The sequence below is a fragment of the Tunturiibacter gelidiferens genome, from assembly GCF_014201335.1.
Lineage (GTDB): Bacteria > Acidobacteriota > Terriglobia > Terriglobales > Acidobacteriaceae > Edaphobacter > Edaphobacter lichenicola_E.
The window spans coordinates 381371-398093 of sequence record NZ_JACHEB010000002.1 but is presented as its reverse complement, the minus strand read 5'-3'; the positions used below and the strand labels follow the sequence as shown (position 1 = coordinate 398093).

At 55.6% G+C, this 16723-nt stretch carries 9 protein-coding genes; 3 read left to right on the top strand and 6 right to left on the bottom strand.

The window, feature by feature from the left end; genetic code table 11:
• Positions 1-174: 174 nt before the first annotated feature.
• Both HDF14_RS26390 and HDF14_RS26385 read right to left on the bottom strand, forming a co-directional pair.
• A complete protein-coding gene (locus HDF14_RS26390) occupies positions 175-1314 on the bottom strand; it encodes a TIM-barrel domain-containing protein (protein ID WP_313899492.1) in 1140 nt (379 codons plus the stop codon).
• Positions 1311-2588: a TIM-barrel domain-containing protein gene (locus HDF14_RS26385; protein ID WP_260698037.1), complete on the bottom strand. Its 1278-nt coding sequence runs from the start codon at positions 2586-2588 to the stop codon at positions 1311-1313. Before HDF14_RS26385 ends, HDF14_RS26390 begins: the two co-directional genes overlap by 4 nt.
• A gap of 483 nt (positions 2589-3071) precedes the next feature.
• Here HDF14_RS26385 and HDF14_RS05385 point away from each other — a divergent pair, with 483 nt between their 5' ends.
• Together HDF14_RS05385 and HDF14_RS05380 are read left to right on the top strand one after the other, a co-directional pair.
• Entirely contained in the window at positions 3072-4253 is a 1182-nt protein-coding gene (locus tag HDF14_RS05385; RefSeq protein ID WP_183974283.1) for a PepSY-associated TM helix domain-containing protein, read from the top strand.
• Between the two features lie 144 nt (positions 4254-4397).
• On the top strand, positions 4398-6815 hold the full coding sequence (locus tag HDF14_RS05380) for a TonB-dependent receptor (protein WP_183974281.1): 2418 nt from the start codon (positions 4398-4400) through the stop codon (positions 6813-6815).
• A gap of 12 nt (positions 6816-6827) precedes the next feature.
• Here HDF14_RS05380 and HDF14_RS05375 read toward each other — a convergent pair whose 3' ends face one another.
• Positions 6828-7946: an oxidoreductase gene (locus tag HDF14_RS05375; RefSeq protein ID WP_183974279.1), complete on the bottom strand. Its 1119-nt coding sequence runs from the start codon at positions 7944-7946 to the stop codon at positions 6828-6830.
• Positions 7947-8185: 239 nt separating this feature from the next.
• On the opposite strand from HDF14_RS05375, the gene HDF14_RS05370 reads away from it, so the two are divergent.
• Positions 8186-10933: an MGH1-like glycoside hydrolase domain-containing protein gene (locus HDF14_RS05370; protein WP_183974277.1), complete on the top strand. Its 2748-nt coding sequence runs from the start codon at positions 8186-8188 to the stop codon at positions 10931-10933.
• A 3-nt stretch (positions 10934-10936) separates the two neighbouring features.
• On the opposite strand, the gene HDF14_RS05365 is transcribed toward HDF14_RS05370, so the two are convergent.
• The 3 genes from HDF14_RS05365 to HDF14_RS05355 are packed head-to-tail and all read right to left on the bottom strand — an operon-like array spanning position 10937 to position 16721.
• Entirely contained in the window at positions 10937-12328 is a 1392-nt protein-coding gene (locus HDF14_RS05365) for an efflux transporter outer membrane subunit (protein WP_183974275.1), read from the bottom strand.
• The gene (locus HDF14_RS05360) at positions 12325-15489 is read right to left on the bottom strand and encodes an efflux RND transporter permease subunit (protein WP_183974273.1); all 3165 of its coding nucleotides are present in this window, start codon (positions 15487-15489) and stop codon (positions 12325-12327) included. The genes HDF14_RS05365 and HDF14_RS05360 overlap by 4 nt, the downstream gene beginning before the upstream one ends.
• Positions 15490-15491: 2 nt before the next feature.
• Positions 15492-16721, bottom strand: a complete 1230-nt coding sequence (locus HDF14_RS05355) for an efflux RND transporter periplasmic adaptor subunit (protein WP_183974271.1) — start codon at positions 16719-16721, stop codon at positions 15492-15494.
• Between the last annotated feature and the right edge of the window lie 2 nt (positions 16722-16723).

The following is a 16723-nucleotide window of genomic DNA, read 5'->3' as shown; positions in this document are numbered from 1 at the left end:
CGTCCGATGAGCGCCGACTAGCACAAGAACAGAGTGGTACGGCCGAAGCCGCACCATCCTGAACCCGACCAACGGAGGGCCAATGGAAGCCCCCGGAACAAGGTAATACCCGCCACGAAGTGGCCGCGCCACGCACAGTGGGCCCGTCCGGCAGGACTCCCAACAAAACCAAAGCTAATGCCCCACGCCGACAACCTCCACCAATCCGTCCTCCGATACCACTTCTGCCTTCGCCCCCGATCGCGTCAGCTTCTTTGCCCCATCCGACCAATGAAACTGCGTCAGCTCCGACTTCCCCTTCTCGTACTCATACGTTGTCCCATCGTCGCGATACAGCTCGAAGTCCCCGTCCGTACCTGGATAAACCTTCACCTTCGCGACCCTCTGCCGCTCATTCGTACTCTCCACCGCTTCGCCTAGCGGAAGAATCGACCCTGCCTTCACAAACAGCGGAATCACATCAATCGGCGCGGCCACCGTCACCGTCTGCCCGCCGTGCATCCGCACATTCGTCCAGAAGTTATACCAATCCGTCCCAGCCGGCAGATACACTTCGCGTGAAGTGACGCCCTGCTCCACTACCGGAGCGACCAATAGCGACGGCCCAAACATATATTCATCGCCAACATCGACCACCTTCGGATCACCGCCAAAGTCCATAAACAATCCACGCATAAACGGCGCGCCATTCTCGTGCGTTCCATGCGCGAGCGAGTAGATATACGGCATCAGCTCATATCTCAACTTGAGATATTTCTCGAGAATAGGCTCAGCCTGTTTCCCATACGACCACACCTCATTCTGCGGCCGGCTTCCGTGGCTCCGAAAGTTCGGCTGAAACGCTCCATACTCAAACCACCGCACATACAACTCCGGATAGTCGTCATACCCGCCCACATTTGCACGCGCATCCGAAGGAGCGATCAATGGCGTCCGCTCTGGCTTGTGCACCGCCGGCAGATACTGCCAGCCGCCAATATCCGTGCTCCAGTAAGGCATCCCCGACGCGACAAAATTAATCCCCGTCGGGACCTGCCGCTTCAACGTATCCCAGTTCGCATTGATATCCGAAGACCAGAAGATCGCCCCATTGTGCTGCGCCCCGAGATAAGAATCACGAGCCAGAATCAAAGCCCGCGTCTTTAAATCCCTTCTGAACCCGTCATAAAACGCCGCCGTATGAAACAGCGGAAACACATTGAAGTACTGCGTCCCCGGTCCGATATTCCAATAGCTCCCATTCGGCGGCAGGTCTGGCTCCGTCTCATCCGCCCAAAACGAATCGAACCCCTTCGCAACATAGTTCTCTTTCACAATCCCCAGAACCACTTCGCCGCCGCGGGATTCGTCGAATCAATATCCGACCCAGCGCGATCGTACGGCAGCCCATTTGTCGGCGTCCCATCTGCCAACGCCTCGAACCACCCATTCTTCAACACCGTCTCGTAGTAACGGCTCTCGGGCACGAACCGCGGCCACACGCTAATCATCGTATGAAAGTTCATCGCATGCAGTTGCTCGTTCATCGCGATGGGATCAGGCCAACGCGCCGGATCCATATCCATCTCACCCATCTTTGTGTAGTGAAACCAGTCGATCACCAGGTCATCGATCGGCAGATGCCGCGCGCGATACCCTCGCGCCACAGCCATCACCTCCTCCTGACTCGTGTACCTCTGCTTGCACTGGATATACCCATACGCCGATTTCGGCAGCATTGGAACATCTCCCGTCAGCAGCCGATACCCTGCATAGATCTCGTCATACGTCTTGCCTGCAATCACGAAGAACGAAACCCTCTGACCCACATCCGAAGTCCACCGCGTCACATCATTAAACCCAAACGATACCGTCGTGGCCGAAGGATTGTCCCAGACGATTCCATATCCTTTATTTGTAACTAAAAAAGGAACACATACGCTCTGCCCCGCCGGAGCGTTGTAGTCATGCGCACAGCGAACCACATGCCCCCGCCGATCGAGATACCCTTCCTGATTCTGTCCCAGACCGTAGTAGTGCTCGTCCTTCGGCGAAGCGAACGTGGCCCCTACCTGAAAGAAGGGCGCATCCTTAGGCCGACGGTCATACAAAATATCCGCGTTTCCGTCCTTATGGTTCGGCACCGACATCTGCCATCCCTGCATCTCCAGCAATGACGCCCCCTCCGGCGTCCTAATCGAAATCCTCACTCCCGGCGTAGACCCATTAAAAAACTTGGCAATATCTGCCTGCGTTCCCTTCACCCCCGCCACTGACTCAGGCCCACGCCTACCCGCCGGCGCGACCGTCACCACCATGCGCGAAGACCGGAGCGCATCGCCCCCCTCGGTCGACTCCGTGACCCACCCCGCTCCCGCCGCCTTCGCAGAGATCCCATACCCGGGCCCAGCCAACGCATCGTTCCGTCGCAAACTCAAACTTACCCGCACCACATTCGCCGCATAGGGCTCAATCAACACCGTAGCGTCGCCCCGACTCGCGACGATCTGCTGTCCAACGGCAATTCCACCAAAGCAAATCCAGACCAACATCGCAACAGACCAATGCAGCGCACCGATCTCCCGGCTCCTAGTCCCCAGTACATGCATGCAAGCATCTCCTTTTGCACTCATCGACAAGTCATTAGCGCGCACGCTTGACCAAACCATAACGACATCTCCATCCCGCAAAGACTCCTGGCAAGTTGTTGCGTAGATCGAGTCAGGTGGCTGCGCAACTATACCTGTCCGAAAAAACCATTTGTCGGATTTGAGGCTAAGTCTTTCGAAACTTTAACTTTCGAATGAGTCGGTGCAGAAGCTGCCGGGGCTGACACAAACTTGAAATCGGACTAAAGCTGTCGTAGATTGGAAATGAACCGGAAAACCTCCCCCGGCTGTCTTTTTGGCGAAGCACCAAGGGAGGTTCGAGACCGACAACCCGAAGGCTGGCGATTGCTTGCAGTATAGCCGAGCGAGCCGTCACCTGGGTATCGAGGGAGGCTTTGGCTTGGCGACGATAGTGTGCAGGAAGCTTCTACGACAGATGAAGTATGTCGGGCATTCCGGCCGGCTAATATCGGCGGTCGCGCGATGACCCTCCGTCGATTGCTGTTCTGGGTTCACCTCAGTGTCGGGGTCATCATCGGTTTAGTCATCGGCTTTCTTGCCGTTACCGGATCGATTCTCACTTTCCAACCGCAGATTGTTGCCTTCGCGGAAAAGAGCGCTCAGGTCGCGTCGCCCACTCAAGGTCCGTGCGTAGCTCCTTCCGATCTATTGAAGAACGCTTCGAATTATCGACCTGGTTCAGCAACTTCTCTTGTCCTCTTCTCCGATCCGCACCGCCCCGGCGAAGTATCGTTTGGGGCGGATTCAGTCGTCCTGGTAAATAGCTGTGATGGACAAGTGATTGGCAACGGAGCGGGAAAACTGCGCGGTTTTTTTTCGAGCGTAAGAGATTTGCATCGTTGGGTCGCGCTCAATGGTGTAAGGCATGAACGGTTGCGAAGCATCAAGGATTTTTGCGTTTTTGCGTTTGTGTTCATGATTCTTAGCGGCCTCGTGATTTGGTTCCCAAGAAAGCTGGCCTGGCAGCACCTTCGACCCGCCGTATTTTTCCGACGAGATCTTCGTGGCCGAGCGAGGGAGTGGAACTGGCATAACGTGTTTGGCTTCTGGATGGCCACTCCGCTCGCGGTGATCGCTCTATCAGGCACCATCATGGCCTATCCGTGGGCAAACGCTCTCCTCTATAGAGCCGCGGGCGATCGTCCCACGGAGAGGGCTGAAACAGAACAGAGGAGAGCGAAGCCGTTACCTGCTGACAAGTTTGCGTCGCTCGATCTGGCGATCCGAGACGCAATGACGCAGGATGCGAAGTGGCAGAGCTTGGAGATGCGGCTTCCCTCCGACAAGGACCCGAATGTAGCCTTCAGGCTCGACGAAGGAGATGGCAGCGATCCACGTCAGCGTATGCAAGTCGTTCTCGCTCGGACAGACGGCCATGTGGTTCGGGTGGAGTCCTTCTCTAACAACTCACCGGGACGACGGTGGAGACTTTATGCACGATTTGTTCATACCGGGGAGATGTTCGGTACAGCGGGCAGGATCGTCGCACTGCTGGCGTGCATAAGCGCATTCATGCTGGTGTGGACAGGCTTTTCTCTCTCGTTGCGTCGACTCGCTTCCTGGAGAAGACGCAAAGCTTCGCATGGGAATGTCGCTGGTCAGAGCAAGCCGAAGTCCCCGGTGCAGGAGGCTGCGCGGGTCTGACAGTTCAACAAATCAAATCGTAGATGTGGACGGGCCATTGCGGAGTCTTTTGGCGAAGCGCCGCAATGACCTCGAGACGGTTCAACCGTGGCTGGTGACTGCTTCCAGACAGTGCCGCCGGCCGCATGCACGAAAGGTAAAACCATGCTCCGCCTGTTGTCATCATTGAAGCACTTTGCAGTCTCGCTCTTTGTCGGTGCCTCCGCAGCAATTTCAGTTCACTTCGTCTATGCGCAAGCTCCGGATGTCTCAAGCCAATGTGCGGTTGCAACCAGTGCGTCGCAGGTACCGCTTTCAGGATTCGTCTCCGACCCATCAGGTGCGATGCTGCATGATGCTTTCGTGACATTGTCCTGCGGGGCAGTCAAGCTTCAGGCGACAACCGATGCGACGGGGCGATACTCCTTTCAACTCGTCCCCGGTAACTACAATCTGACAGTCGCGGCCAAGGGTTTCACGACGAAGGAACAGTACCTCAAAGTATCGGGCACCGGGAATAACTCACAGGACCTGATGCTGAACGTTGCACAGGAAAATAGCACTATCGAGGTTCGGGCTGGTGCGAACGGATATGAGGTCAACGAAAGCAACGAGGCGACACGCACGGACACTCCTATCCGAGAGATCCCACAAGCAGTCTATGTGATTCCGCAGCAGCTGTTACGTGACCAGCAGGTTGTTCGGCTCGCGGACGCTGTGCGAAACGTGAGTGGCGTTACCATCGCGGAAGATGCAGGAGGGCGTCAGGAGCGTGTGACCATGCGTGGTTTCGTGACCGATACAACGTTTCAGGACGGGTTTCGCAATGGTCCAACGAACAACGCAACGTTTCCGGACTTCTCCAATGTAGAGCGCGTCGACATTCTGAAGGGACCATCGTCTACAGTCTTTGGTCGACTGGACCCGGGTGGTGTCGTCAATCTGGTGACCAAACAACCGTTATCGGAACACTACTACAGCGTGACGATGCAGGGTGGTTCCTACGAACTGCTGCGTCCGACCATCGACGCCTCGGGACCGCTTACCGCCAACAGAACGTTGCTCTATCGTTTCATCGCGTCCGGACAGGACAGCCAGAGCTTTCGTGACTTCAACTTCACAAGGCGTTTGTTCGTGTCGCCTACTCTGACCTGGACACCATCTCCAAGCACCAGCTTCCGTCTTTACACGGAGTTCCTCGGTGGAAGTAATCTGAACGATCGTGGGTTAATCGCAATCGGCACAAGGCCAGCCAATCTTCCAGTAAGCCGCTATTTAGCCGATCCCTCGCTCGTCTATCCCTATCGGCAAGGAAAAGCGGGCCTTAGCTACGATCAGGCGATCGGGCAACGCTGGACGTTTCGGAGTTATGAGCGTTCTTCAACTGGGTGGGCAAACTACAACGCGCGCGTCGTGAATGCACTATCCAAAGACCAGCAAACTGTGACCCTCAACGACCTTGAGACCAACCAGTATTTCCAGGCTCACTACTGGGTCAATGAGCTCACAGGAACAATGAACACTGGCAGGATTCAGCATACGTTTCTCGGCGGCGTCGAATTGAACTACGAGATCTACGACACCAATACAGCCCGGCCACCGGCTGGAGCTCCTGCGGAGATGCTGAACATCTACCATCCGAACTATGCTGCTTTGCCGCCACGCTCCCTAAAGACTTCGCGCATTGATCAGACACGTGACGGTTATGGTGGACTTTATCTTCAGGACCAGGTCGCGCTTACCTCTAAACTGAAGGTCACCGGCGGTATTCGTTACGACATTGCGAAGCTCAAGGACGTCGGCTACTTCGTGACGGTGAGTTCATCGAGCCGTGCGACCGCCTGGTCTCCGCGGGTCGGCCTCACGTATCAGCCGATCCAGGCAATCTCCTTTTATGCGACCTACAATCGCTCGTTTCAGCCGCAGACCGGAACGGATGTAAACGGAGTAGCTTTCAAGCCTGAGCTAGCGCGCCTTCTGGAGACTGGATTCAAGTTCGATACCGCACATCATCGGATTCAGGGGACAGCCTCCACCTATCAGATCAATCAGACCAACGTTATTACGGCCGATCCCAACAATCCCGGTTTCTCGATCCAACTCGGCGAGCAGCGCAGTCGAGGCGTCGAGTTCAATGCGACGACTCACGTGACCCGCCAGTTGGATCTGATTACCGGATATGCGCTCACCAACGCGACCATTGCGAAAGACAACACCTATCTGGTCGATAGCTTTCTTCAATCGGTTCCGCGCCACACTGGAAACCTGTGGATACGCTACAACCAGACACATGGACTGTTGACGGGTGCTTCCATCGGCGCAGGCGTCTCGGGAGTCAGCAGGATGCAAGGCCAGCTCATTACGCAGGCTGCGCCGACGACCTCGTACCTGGTGCCCGGCTATGCGCGCGTGGATGCGGGAGTCTCGTATGAGCGAGCTAAGGACGAACACTGGAAGTATCGCTTCGCCTTCAACGCAAATAACCTCCTCGACCGCCGCTACTTCTCCGGTGCCAGCGGACGCTTCGCTGTCTATCCGGGTAGCCCGCGCGATCTCATTGCTTCTTTTCAGCTCGTACGCTAACCAAATCCTTGTTTAGAAGCTAATCTTTAGGATCTGGCCGTTATTACCGACAAACCATCCAGCTTCCGGGCTCGCAAAAGCGACACCCCAGTAACCGCTCACGTTTGGAAGCTTGTACCAGGTTTGGCCTTCATCGGGAGACCAGGCAGCTGCACCGGAGCTGAAGTCCGGCTGAGTCTCTGTCGTGATCACCACGCTCCGATCGTGTTGACGACCGAAGTCGTCCCGATGCCACCAATCATCGAAGCGCTCGACACCGCGCACATAGGCGAGACAGAAGATCGCTCCTGGAATGGGGGGCTTGGTGGTTAGCGTCCATCTTTGGCCGCCATCATTCGAAGTTGCGGCCTGGGTAGCATTGTCGTTGGTCAAGTCGCCGCCACCCACAATGCCATGCCAGGGATCGCGGAACGCCACCGAGAGGCCGCCCGCATTGGGGTTGCTCACCAGCGGCGTGTCATAGGCATTCCAGGTGTAGCCGCCATCTCGAGTCGCCAGGATCCGTGCGATGCTTGAGCCCCCGGTAGCAATCCAGGCGTTTTGCAATCCTTGTGTCGTGATGCAGGTTCCGCTGGATGAGAACGAAGCTTCGCCTGACAAGGCAGGTGGCATCCTGGGGGCGATCGAGTGCCAGGTCGTGCCATTGTCGGTGCGAATGTCCGGAAATACTCCGTTGACCGAATCGCTGTGCGCGATGCCACGATCTGGCGACCAGAACGCGAAGCAGTCATAGAAGGCGTTCGTCGTCTTATTCGTAAACTGGATAGTCCAGTGTGCGCCCGCGTCTTCCGTCTTGTAGATGCGAAAATCCCCGGTGTTGTCCCCGATGGACATGAGATAGGCAACTCGATCGCTTACACCCTGCACATCGCGGAATTGCAGACTTTCGGCGCCTGGCACGACACCAGATCTCCAGGTCGCACCGCCATTGGTCGTAACCACGTAAGTACCGCCGGTTCCGGCTGCCCAAACGACTCGGGAGTTCACCGGACTGACGGCGATCAGCAGCTGCGTCGTGCCACTATGTTGTGGAGTGAGGGTGGGTTGATGACCTTTCCATGCATCTTGTGCGTACCCGCCAGGAACGGCAGCGGCAATCAAGAGAATGAGCGGCAGCGAGCGCTTTGACATAGAATTCCTCCTTGGACCGGCTATGGAGCGTGGAGAAGTATAGGAATGCCGCTGAAGCCGCGTCAAATCACGGACCACTTTCTTATCAAGAATTCATCCACCAGGATGAATCCGCGCTCTGATCACCTTGCGGCAGCGCTCCGGACGCTGCCGCAAGCTGGCGCTATCCCATCAACAGCGTATAGCTGATAGTGCGCTGTTCAGTCTATTGTTAGCCTATGGTTGAGTGAGAATGGATCATGCCCGACACAGCCCCGAAAACCGCAGAAGACCAACGTCTAGCTGAAAACAAAGATCGCACGAAAAATTGGCAGCGATGGGGTACCTATCTGCCGGAGCGTCAGTGGGGCACTGTCCGGGAGGATTACTCCTTTAACGGAGACGTGTGGAATTCGTTCCCGTACGAGATGGCGCAGTTCAGGGCCTTCCGCTGGGGTGAGGATGGCCTGCTGGGATGGACGGATCGGCAGTGCCGTCTATGCTTCAGCACGGTGCTCTGGAATGGCCAGGACCGAACTCTGAAGGAGCGGCTCTTCGGCCTCGGCAACAACGAAGGCAATCACGGCGAAGATGTTAAAGAACAGTTTTATTATCTGGATGCGGTTCCGACGCATAGCTACTGCAAGGCGCTCTACAAGTATCCGCAGACTGCTTTTCCTTACGATCAGCTACGGGAAGAAAACAAGCGCCGCGGCTATGACATGCCCGAGTATGAACTGCTCGATACAGGCATCTTCGACGACAACCGCTACTTCGACATCTTCATTGAGTACGCCAAATCCGACGCCGAAGATACGTTGATACGGATCACGGCGCACAATCGCGGACCGGAGGCGGCGCCACTCACAATCATGCCGCAGCTTACGCTTCGCAACAATTGGTCGTGGAAGAACCTGGAGGCAACAGGAAAGACAAAGCCCGTCATCTCGCAGACCGGCTCCTTCCAAGTACGGGCGGAACACAAAATTTTGGGGGCGTATCGACTCGAACCTTTAGATGGAAATGGAATATTGCCAGAGCGCATTCTCTTCACCGAAAACGATAGCAATATGCATCGTCTGGACCCAAACTACAGAGGCCCCGACCATTTCAGCAAAGACGCCTTCGATCGATACGTTGTTCACGCTGACCAGAACGCGGTGAAGGAGGGCAGTGGCACAAAGTGCGCTCTGCTATACCGATTTGATCTGCAGCCTAGCGCCAGCCAAACGCTTTACCTCCGTCTCGTACGCCTCGATAGCGACGGGCCGACTAACAAAAAAACTGAGACCTTCGCTTACATTGAACCAGCGGGGATCGACATCGCGCAGGCGGAAAGCCTGTTCGCAACACGCAAGTCTGAGGCGGACTTCTTCTACGCGCAACGGATCCCACAGGAAGTTACTGCAGAGGAGCGAAACGTCTCACGACAGGCGTTTGCCGGCCTGCTTTGGTGCAAGCAGTTTTATTACTTCATCGCTGAGCGATGGATGAGCGGCGACCCCACACAGATTGCACCGCCGCCGGAGCGGATGAAGAAGTCGGAAGCCTGGCGTCATCTCTTCTGCCGAGACATTCTTTCGATGCCCGATAAGTGGGAATATCCGTGGTTCGCTGCGTGGGACACGGCATTCCACATGATTCCCATGGCGAGGATTGATCCTGAGTTTGCCAAGAATCAGCTTCTCCTGCTGTTGCGCGAGTGGTACATGCACCCGAATGGGCAGATGCCCGCGTATGAATTCGCCTTTGGCGACGTCAATCCGCCAGTTCACGGATGGGCTGTGTTGCATGTTTATCGTTTAGGCGTAGGTGAGAACGGCGTCGGCGATCTCGACTTCCTGGAGCGCGCCTTCCAGAAGCTCATGCTGAACTTCACGTGGTGGGTCAACCGCAACGATGAAAAGGGACGGAACCTCTTCGGTGGTGGTTTCTTAGGGCTCGACAATATCGGTGTTTTCGATCGTTCCGTCACTCTGCCGGACGGTGTAAACCTGCATCAGGCTGACGGCACCGCGTGGATGGGCCTGTACTGCGCGGTCATGCTGCAGATCGCACTCGAGCTTGCCCATCACCGCTCAAAGGCCTACGAAGACATTGCCAGCAAATTCTTCGAGCATTATATCGCTGTCATTGACGCCATCAATTCCGTTGGTGGCTCCGGTCTGTGGGACGAAGAAGAGGGATTCTATTTCGATAAGTTAGATCACGACGATGGGCGCAGTATATCGCTGAAAGTGCGTTCCATGGTTGGCATCGCCCCACTCTTCGCCGTTTGCATTATGAAGCGCGACACGATAGCGGGGTTAAAGGATTTCGAGAAACGCAAGAAGTGGTTTTTGACCAATAAGGAAGAACTCTCGGAGTACGTCAGTACCGCTAAGTGTGGCAACGAAAAAGTCAATGGTTCGGAGTGGATTGCCATCGCACCTCGCGACCGATTTCAACGTGTTTTGCAGCGTGTTCTCGATGAGTCAGAGTTTCTTTCCCCGCATGGGATACGCGCACTGTCACGACATCATCATGACAATCCGTTCGAAGTAGAGTTTGCGGGACAACGCCTCAAAGTTCGTTACACGCCTGCGGAGGGAGACAGCGGTATGTTCGGCGGCAACAGTAACTGGCGCGGCCCCGTATGGTTCCCTATGAACATGCTGCTGATTAATGCGTTGCAGCGTTATTCGCTGGTCTATGGTGATGATTTCAAGCTCGAATACCCCACCGGCAGCGGGCAGCAGCGGACGCTGATCGAGATTGCCGAGGACATTGCACGGCGTCTGGTGAATCTCTTCCTCCCCGGAGAGGATGGACACCGCCCCAGCCATGGCCGGGAGGAACGTTACGCTACCGATCCGTATTGGAAAGACCTGGTTATATTTAGTGAGTACTTTGATGGCGATACGGGGCGCGGTCTCGGTGCCTCGCACCAGACGGGCTGGACCGCGCTGGCTGCAACGCTGATCCAAGCGCTCTACACATCTCGCGAGATGCGTAACAACGCGCAATAGGAACTACGGCTGCCAGCCTCCGCCCAGTGCCTGATACAGCTGAACGTAGTTCTGCATCTCAGTATTCCAGGCAGCTGCCAGCGCCAACTCCGAAGTGAAAAACTGCTGTTGCGTAACAAGCACTTCAAGGAAGCTTGTTACTCCGCCTGAAAACCGTACGTTCGCAAGACGCGCAGTCTCCTGGTAGGTGTTCGTCTGCTCTTCGATCTTCATCCGGAAAAGACGCGCCTGATTATATCCAACTAGACTATTGGCTACATCGCCAAAGGCGTTGAGCGCCGTCTGTTTATAGGTCAACTCAGACTCATTGCGCTGCGCCCAGGCGAGCTTGTAAGCGCTAGTAATCGCGCCACCGGCATACAACGGTTGCAGTACCTGTCCACCCAGCGACCATACCGTCGCCGGCCCTTGGAGGAAGCTGGTCAGCGCAGTGCTTGCCGCTCCAAACTGACCCGTCAAAGATATCTGTGGGAAGTAGGCCGCCTTGGCCACTCCGACGTTTGCATTTGCGGCGACCAGTAGTTCTTCACTCTGCCGGACATCGGGCCGACGTTCAAGCAGGGCTGAAGGAAGCCCGGTCGGAACAGTGGCCAAATGCGGCTGATCGACCAGAGCGATGCCGCGAGCGATCGGTCCTGGGTTGCGTCCCAGAAGAATGCTGATCTGGTTTTCAGTTTGAGCGATCGATTGTTGGGCACTGATCACCTGAGCCTGGGCCTGCTGCAACAGCAGGTCAGCCTGATATACGTCGGTGATTGCGCTGTCGCCACCTGTGTATTTGACAGTATTAATCCGTACGATGTCGGTGTCGGCAGCAACGTTTCTCTGCGAAAACTCCAATTGATCGTCAAATTGCCGTAGCGCGTAGTAGGCGATTGCTATGTTGGAAATCAAGGTCGTCTGGACTACATCGCGTCCATAGGTGGTTGCGAGCAACTGTGCGCGAGCGGCTTCGGTGGCACGGCGATATTTGCCCCAGAAGTCCACGATGTAATTGAGCGAGATGCCCAGCGAATCCACAGTTGGCCCATTGAGGGCGAAGGAGTTGCGCTGATAATCCACGCCTCCTGACCCAGAGACATTGGGCAACTGGTTGGCACGCGTTATTCCTACCACTGCCTGCGCCTGAAGAATGCGGGAGGCAGCAATCAGCATGTCGTAGTTATTGGCTAGGGCTTCCTTGATGAGTGCTCGCAGCGCCTCGTCCTGGAAGACCGTCTCCCATTGCATCTCCGCAAATGGCTGCGCAGTTGATTGGCCAGTCAGGTCGGGCGCCACGCCTCGGTATTGATCCGGCGTCACCACTACTGGGCGCTTGTAGTTTGGCCCTACCTTGCAACCATTCAACAGAAGTACCGACGCGAGGACGGCCGCAAATTTTCTCGTGCCGATCATGTGATGGGCCCCTTAGAAGCAGACTCTGTCTTGATCTCCGGATCCTTCTTCTTGCCGAAGAGATTGCCGAAGCGTTCAACCACATCGAAGCTAACGGGGATAAAGAAAATCGCAAGCAATGAAGCTGCCAGCATGCCGCCAATGACCACCGTACCAAGTACCTGCCTCGAGATAGCGCCTGCGCCCGTAGCCGTCCACAAAGGAACGCACCCAAGAATAAAGGCAAACGCAGTCATCAAAATCGGTCGAAGCCTCAGCTTTGCGCCGGAGAGCGCAGCATCGATCAACGATTTGCCACCTTCATATTCCGCCTTGGCGAACTCGACGATGAGAATAGCGTTCTTGGCAGACAGCCCGATGAGCATCACGAGGCCAATCTGCGCATAAACGTTATTGTCGAGCCGTCGCAGATAGAGTGCGGCAAAAGCGCCAAAGACCGCGATTGGAACGCCCAGCAAAACGCTCAGCGGGAGCGTCCAGCTCTCATACTGCGCAGCCATAATCAGAAAAACAATAAAGAAGGAAAGCCCAAAGACCACAATCGGCTTGACTCCCTGTGCGGCCTTGACCTCTTGATATGACATGCCGAGATAGTCGAAGCCCATCTGATTCGGCATCGTCTTCTTGAACACATCCTGTAGCGCCGCAATCGCTTCGGACGAACTATATCCGGGGGCAGCAGACCCGTTGATCTGAACGCACTGAAACTGGTTGTACTTCATAACGAATTCTGGCCCGCTCCGTGGGCCATTCCCCGTAAGCGTACTCAACGGCACCATCTGCCCAGTGGCGTTAGTCACATAAAATTTTCCGAGATTGTCCACCGAAGTTCGATAGTTGCTCTCTGCCTGGACGTAGACCTGCCACTGTCGGCCGAATCGATTGAAGTAATTCACCAGCGATCCGCCCATAAACGTCTGTAGAGTCTGGTAAACATTCGCCAGACTCACCTGTTGAGTCAGCACCTTCTCCTGGTCGACGGTGACCCCCACCTGTGGCACTCCGAACAACGCAGTGGTCATCACTCCAGCTAGCTCCGGGCGTTTGCGCGCCTCCGCCATGAACACTTGTGTGTTTTTCTCGAGAAATTCAATTGGGCTGCCAGATCGATCTTCGAGTACAAACGTAAATCCACCCGATGTTCCCACGCCCGGGATGGCCGGGGGCGGGAAAGCGAAAGCGATTCCGGCTGTCACCCTGGAAAGCGCACCCATTAAGTGTCGCTTGATTCCGGCATAGCTCTCTTCTGGAGTTTTGCGCTCCTCCCAATCCTTGAAAGAGACAAAGAAGAATGAACTGTACGTAGTATTCACGCCGCTCAGCATGCTGTAGCCAATTACGGAGCTGACATACTTCACGCCCGGCGTCTCCATCATGATCTTTTCGACTACCTTTGACGCGTTTGAGGTACGTTCGAGTGACGATGCGTTCGGGAGTTGCAAACCGCCGTACATATAACCCTGATCTTCATCAGGAAGAAAGCCCCCCGGTGTCTTGTTTCCAAAATACCCGGCGCCCACTACAAACACCAGCAACAGCAGAAAAGCGAACCCCGCTTTGTGGATGAGGTGTCTGCAAGCGCCAACGTATCCATCCGTCACTCTGCCGAAGATGCGATTGAAGCCGCGAAAGAAAGCTCCCAGCGGACCACGAGATTCCTTCTTTGGTCGCAGCAGCATGGCCGAAAGAGCAGGACTCAGTGTCAACGCATTAAACGCCGAGAATGCAACGGATACTGCGATGGTTACGGCAAACTGTTGATAGAGTCGTCCGGTGATTCCGGGAATGAACGCAGTCGGCACAAACACGGCGCTCAATATCAAAGCAATTGCAACTACAGGGCCGCCTACCTCTTCCATCGCCTTGATGGTCGCGTCATGCGGAGTCATGCCGGCTTCGATGTGATGTTCGACAGCTTCGACAACGACAATCGCATCATCGACCACCAGCCCGATCGCCAGCACAAGTCCGAACAGTGAAAGCGTGTTGATAGAAAAACCCAGCAGCGGGAAGATCATAAACGTTCCGATAAGCGATACCGGAACCGCAAGCAGTGGGATGAGCGTAGCTCTCCATCCCTGCAGGAAGATGTAGACGACAATGATGACTAGTGCCAGTGCTTCGAAGAGCGTGTGTTCGATCTCCTTGATCCCGGCGGTGACTGAGAGAGTCGTGTCGAGTGCCACCACATAATCGAGATCCTGAGGAAAGCGCGTCTTCGATTCCAACATCAACGCCCGAACTCCGGCAGCAGTCGCAACCGCGTTTGCCCCAGGAGCCTGGTAGATCGCGATCAGCGCAGCGGGCTTGCCGTTCAAGCGGCCAATCATGTTGTAGTTCTGCGCTCCCAACTCCACTCGCGCTACGTCTTTCAAGCGCAGTATGCCTTCGCCCGATCTCGCCCGCACGATGATCTGACCGAACTCCTCCGCGGAAGGCAGACGCCCGGGAGCCCGCACCGTGTAGGTGAACTGTTGTCCCGCCGGTGCAGGATTACCGCCAATCTGGCCTGCGGGATTCACGTTATTCTGAGCTTGAATCGCGTTGATAATCTCTGGAACTGTAATCTTCAGGCTCGCCAGTTTGTCCGGATCGACCCAGCACCTCATCGCGTACTGACCAGCACCAAAGACTGATACCGAAGCGACGCCCGGCACCCTCGTCAGTGCATCGTTCAAATTGATCGTCGCGTAATTCGCGAGAAAGATATTGTCGTAACTGTTGTTGGGGGAGCTGAGATCGATCAGCATCAACGGTGCCGCAGTCGACTTCTGAACCGTGATGCCTTGATTTAACACAGCGCTCGGCAACTGCGAGTTCGCCTGCGAGGCACGCATCTGGGTCAGAATCTGATCGGTGCTTGCGACGGTGTCGATGTTAAAGTCCACCGTCAACGACATCTGCCCGTTGCTGGCGTTCAGCGAATACATGTAGTTCATGTTGTCGACGCCCGACATCTGCTGTTCGATCGGCGTCGCGACAGATTGTGCGACAGTCTGCGCATCCGCGCCCGTGTAGTTGCCGATAACCTGGATCTGCGGGTCGGCAATGTTTGGAAACTGGGCGGTAGGCAGACTCAACATCGAGACAACGCCCGCGAGAACCATCAGGATCGAAATAACAATCGCCACGATCGGCCGGTTGATAAAAAATTTCGACATAGTCAGTTGCCCTCGGGCACGGACGCAACGACATATGGTTTAGCACTGACAGGCGTACCTTCCCGCACCTTCATGAAGCCCTGCACGATGACCTTCTCTCCAGGCTTCAACCCATCCGTGATGATCCAATTCGTTCCAACGCGATCTCCCACTTTGACCGGTCGAAACATCGCTTTATTCTCCGGACTGACGACAACAACTTGATACATCGATTGCACTTCGATGACGGCTGCCTGTGGAACCAGCAACGCCCCTTTGGTCACTCCAGTTTCAATGCGAACATTTCCGAAGCCGCCGGGCCGAAGTATGCCATCCTTGTTTTGAAAGTCCGCTGCAAGCTGAATCGTGCCCGTCTGCGATGCAATCTCTCGATTGACTAGCATGATCTTGCCCTTCGCCGGGAAGGGAGTTCCATTTGCCTGGATGAACTCAACCGGAAAGGACGGTCCTTGTGCCTTGCCACCGCGGACCGCCTGCGAGATCAACCGCGCTCTCGCAAGATAGTCGCTCTCACTGATGTTGAAGTAGGCTCGGATCGGATTGATATCCGAGACGGTCGTCATCTTGGTTGTGGTTCCCACAAGGTCGCCAACGTTCGAATTGGAAGTACCGGCCAGGCCGTTGATCGGGGACAACACCTTCGTCCACGACAGGTTCAACTCAGCCTGAACCATGCTTGCCTGTGCAGCATTTACCTGCGCTACGTTGGCCGCAAGTGTGGAGATATCCGTATCCAGTTGCTTCTGTGGTATCGCATGCTGCTCAGCAAGTGGACGGTCCCGCGTGACATTATTTTCCGCCTCAGTGCGCTGCGCCACAGCAACCGCCACCTGCGCTTTTGCTTCGTCAAGCGCCGCGATAAAAGGACGAGGATCGATCTCGTACAGCAATTGACCTTTGTGAACGAAGAACCCCTCGGTATAGGCGCGCTTCAACAGATAACCCTGCACCTTCGGGGTGATATCCGCATTTACCTGACCGTTCAGCTGCGCCACCCACACCTGATAGTTGGGAACATTCTGTTGCACTACGTTGATGACTTCAACCTCCGGGGGCATTGGAGGTGGTGCAACTTCCTTCTTTTCGCAACCGACGCTCCCAAACAACAGGATCGTCCCGGCAACGATCGCAGCAACATCAGCGCTGAGCTTCGGCTTATCCGGCAAGTAACGTACCCCCAGCTTGTCCACCCCGAAATAAAGGAGACTCCGAACCTTGGATCGTGCGTACATTC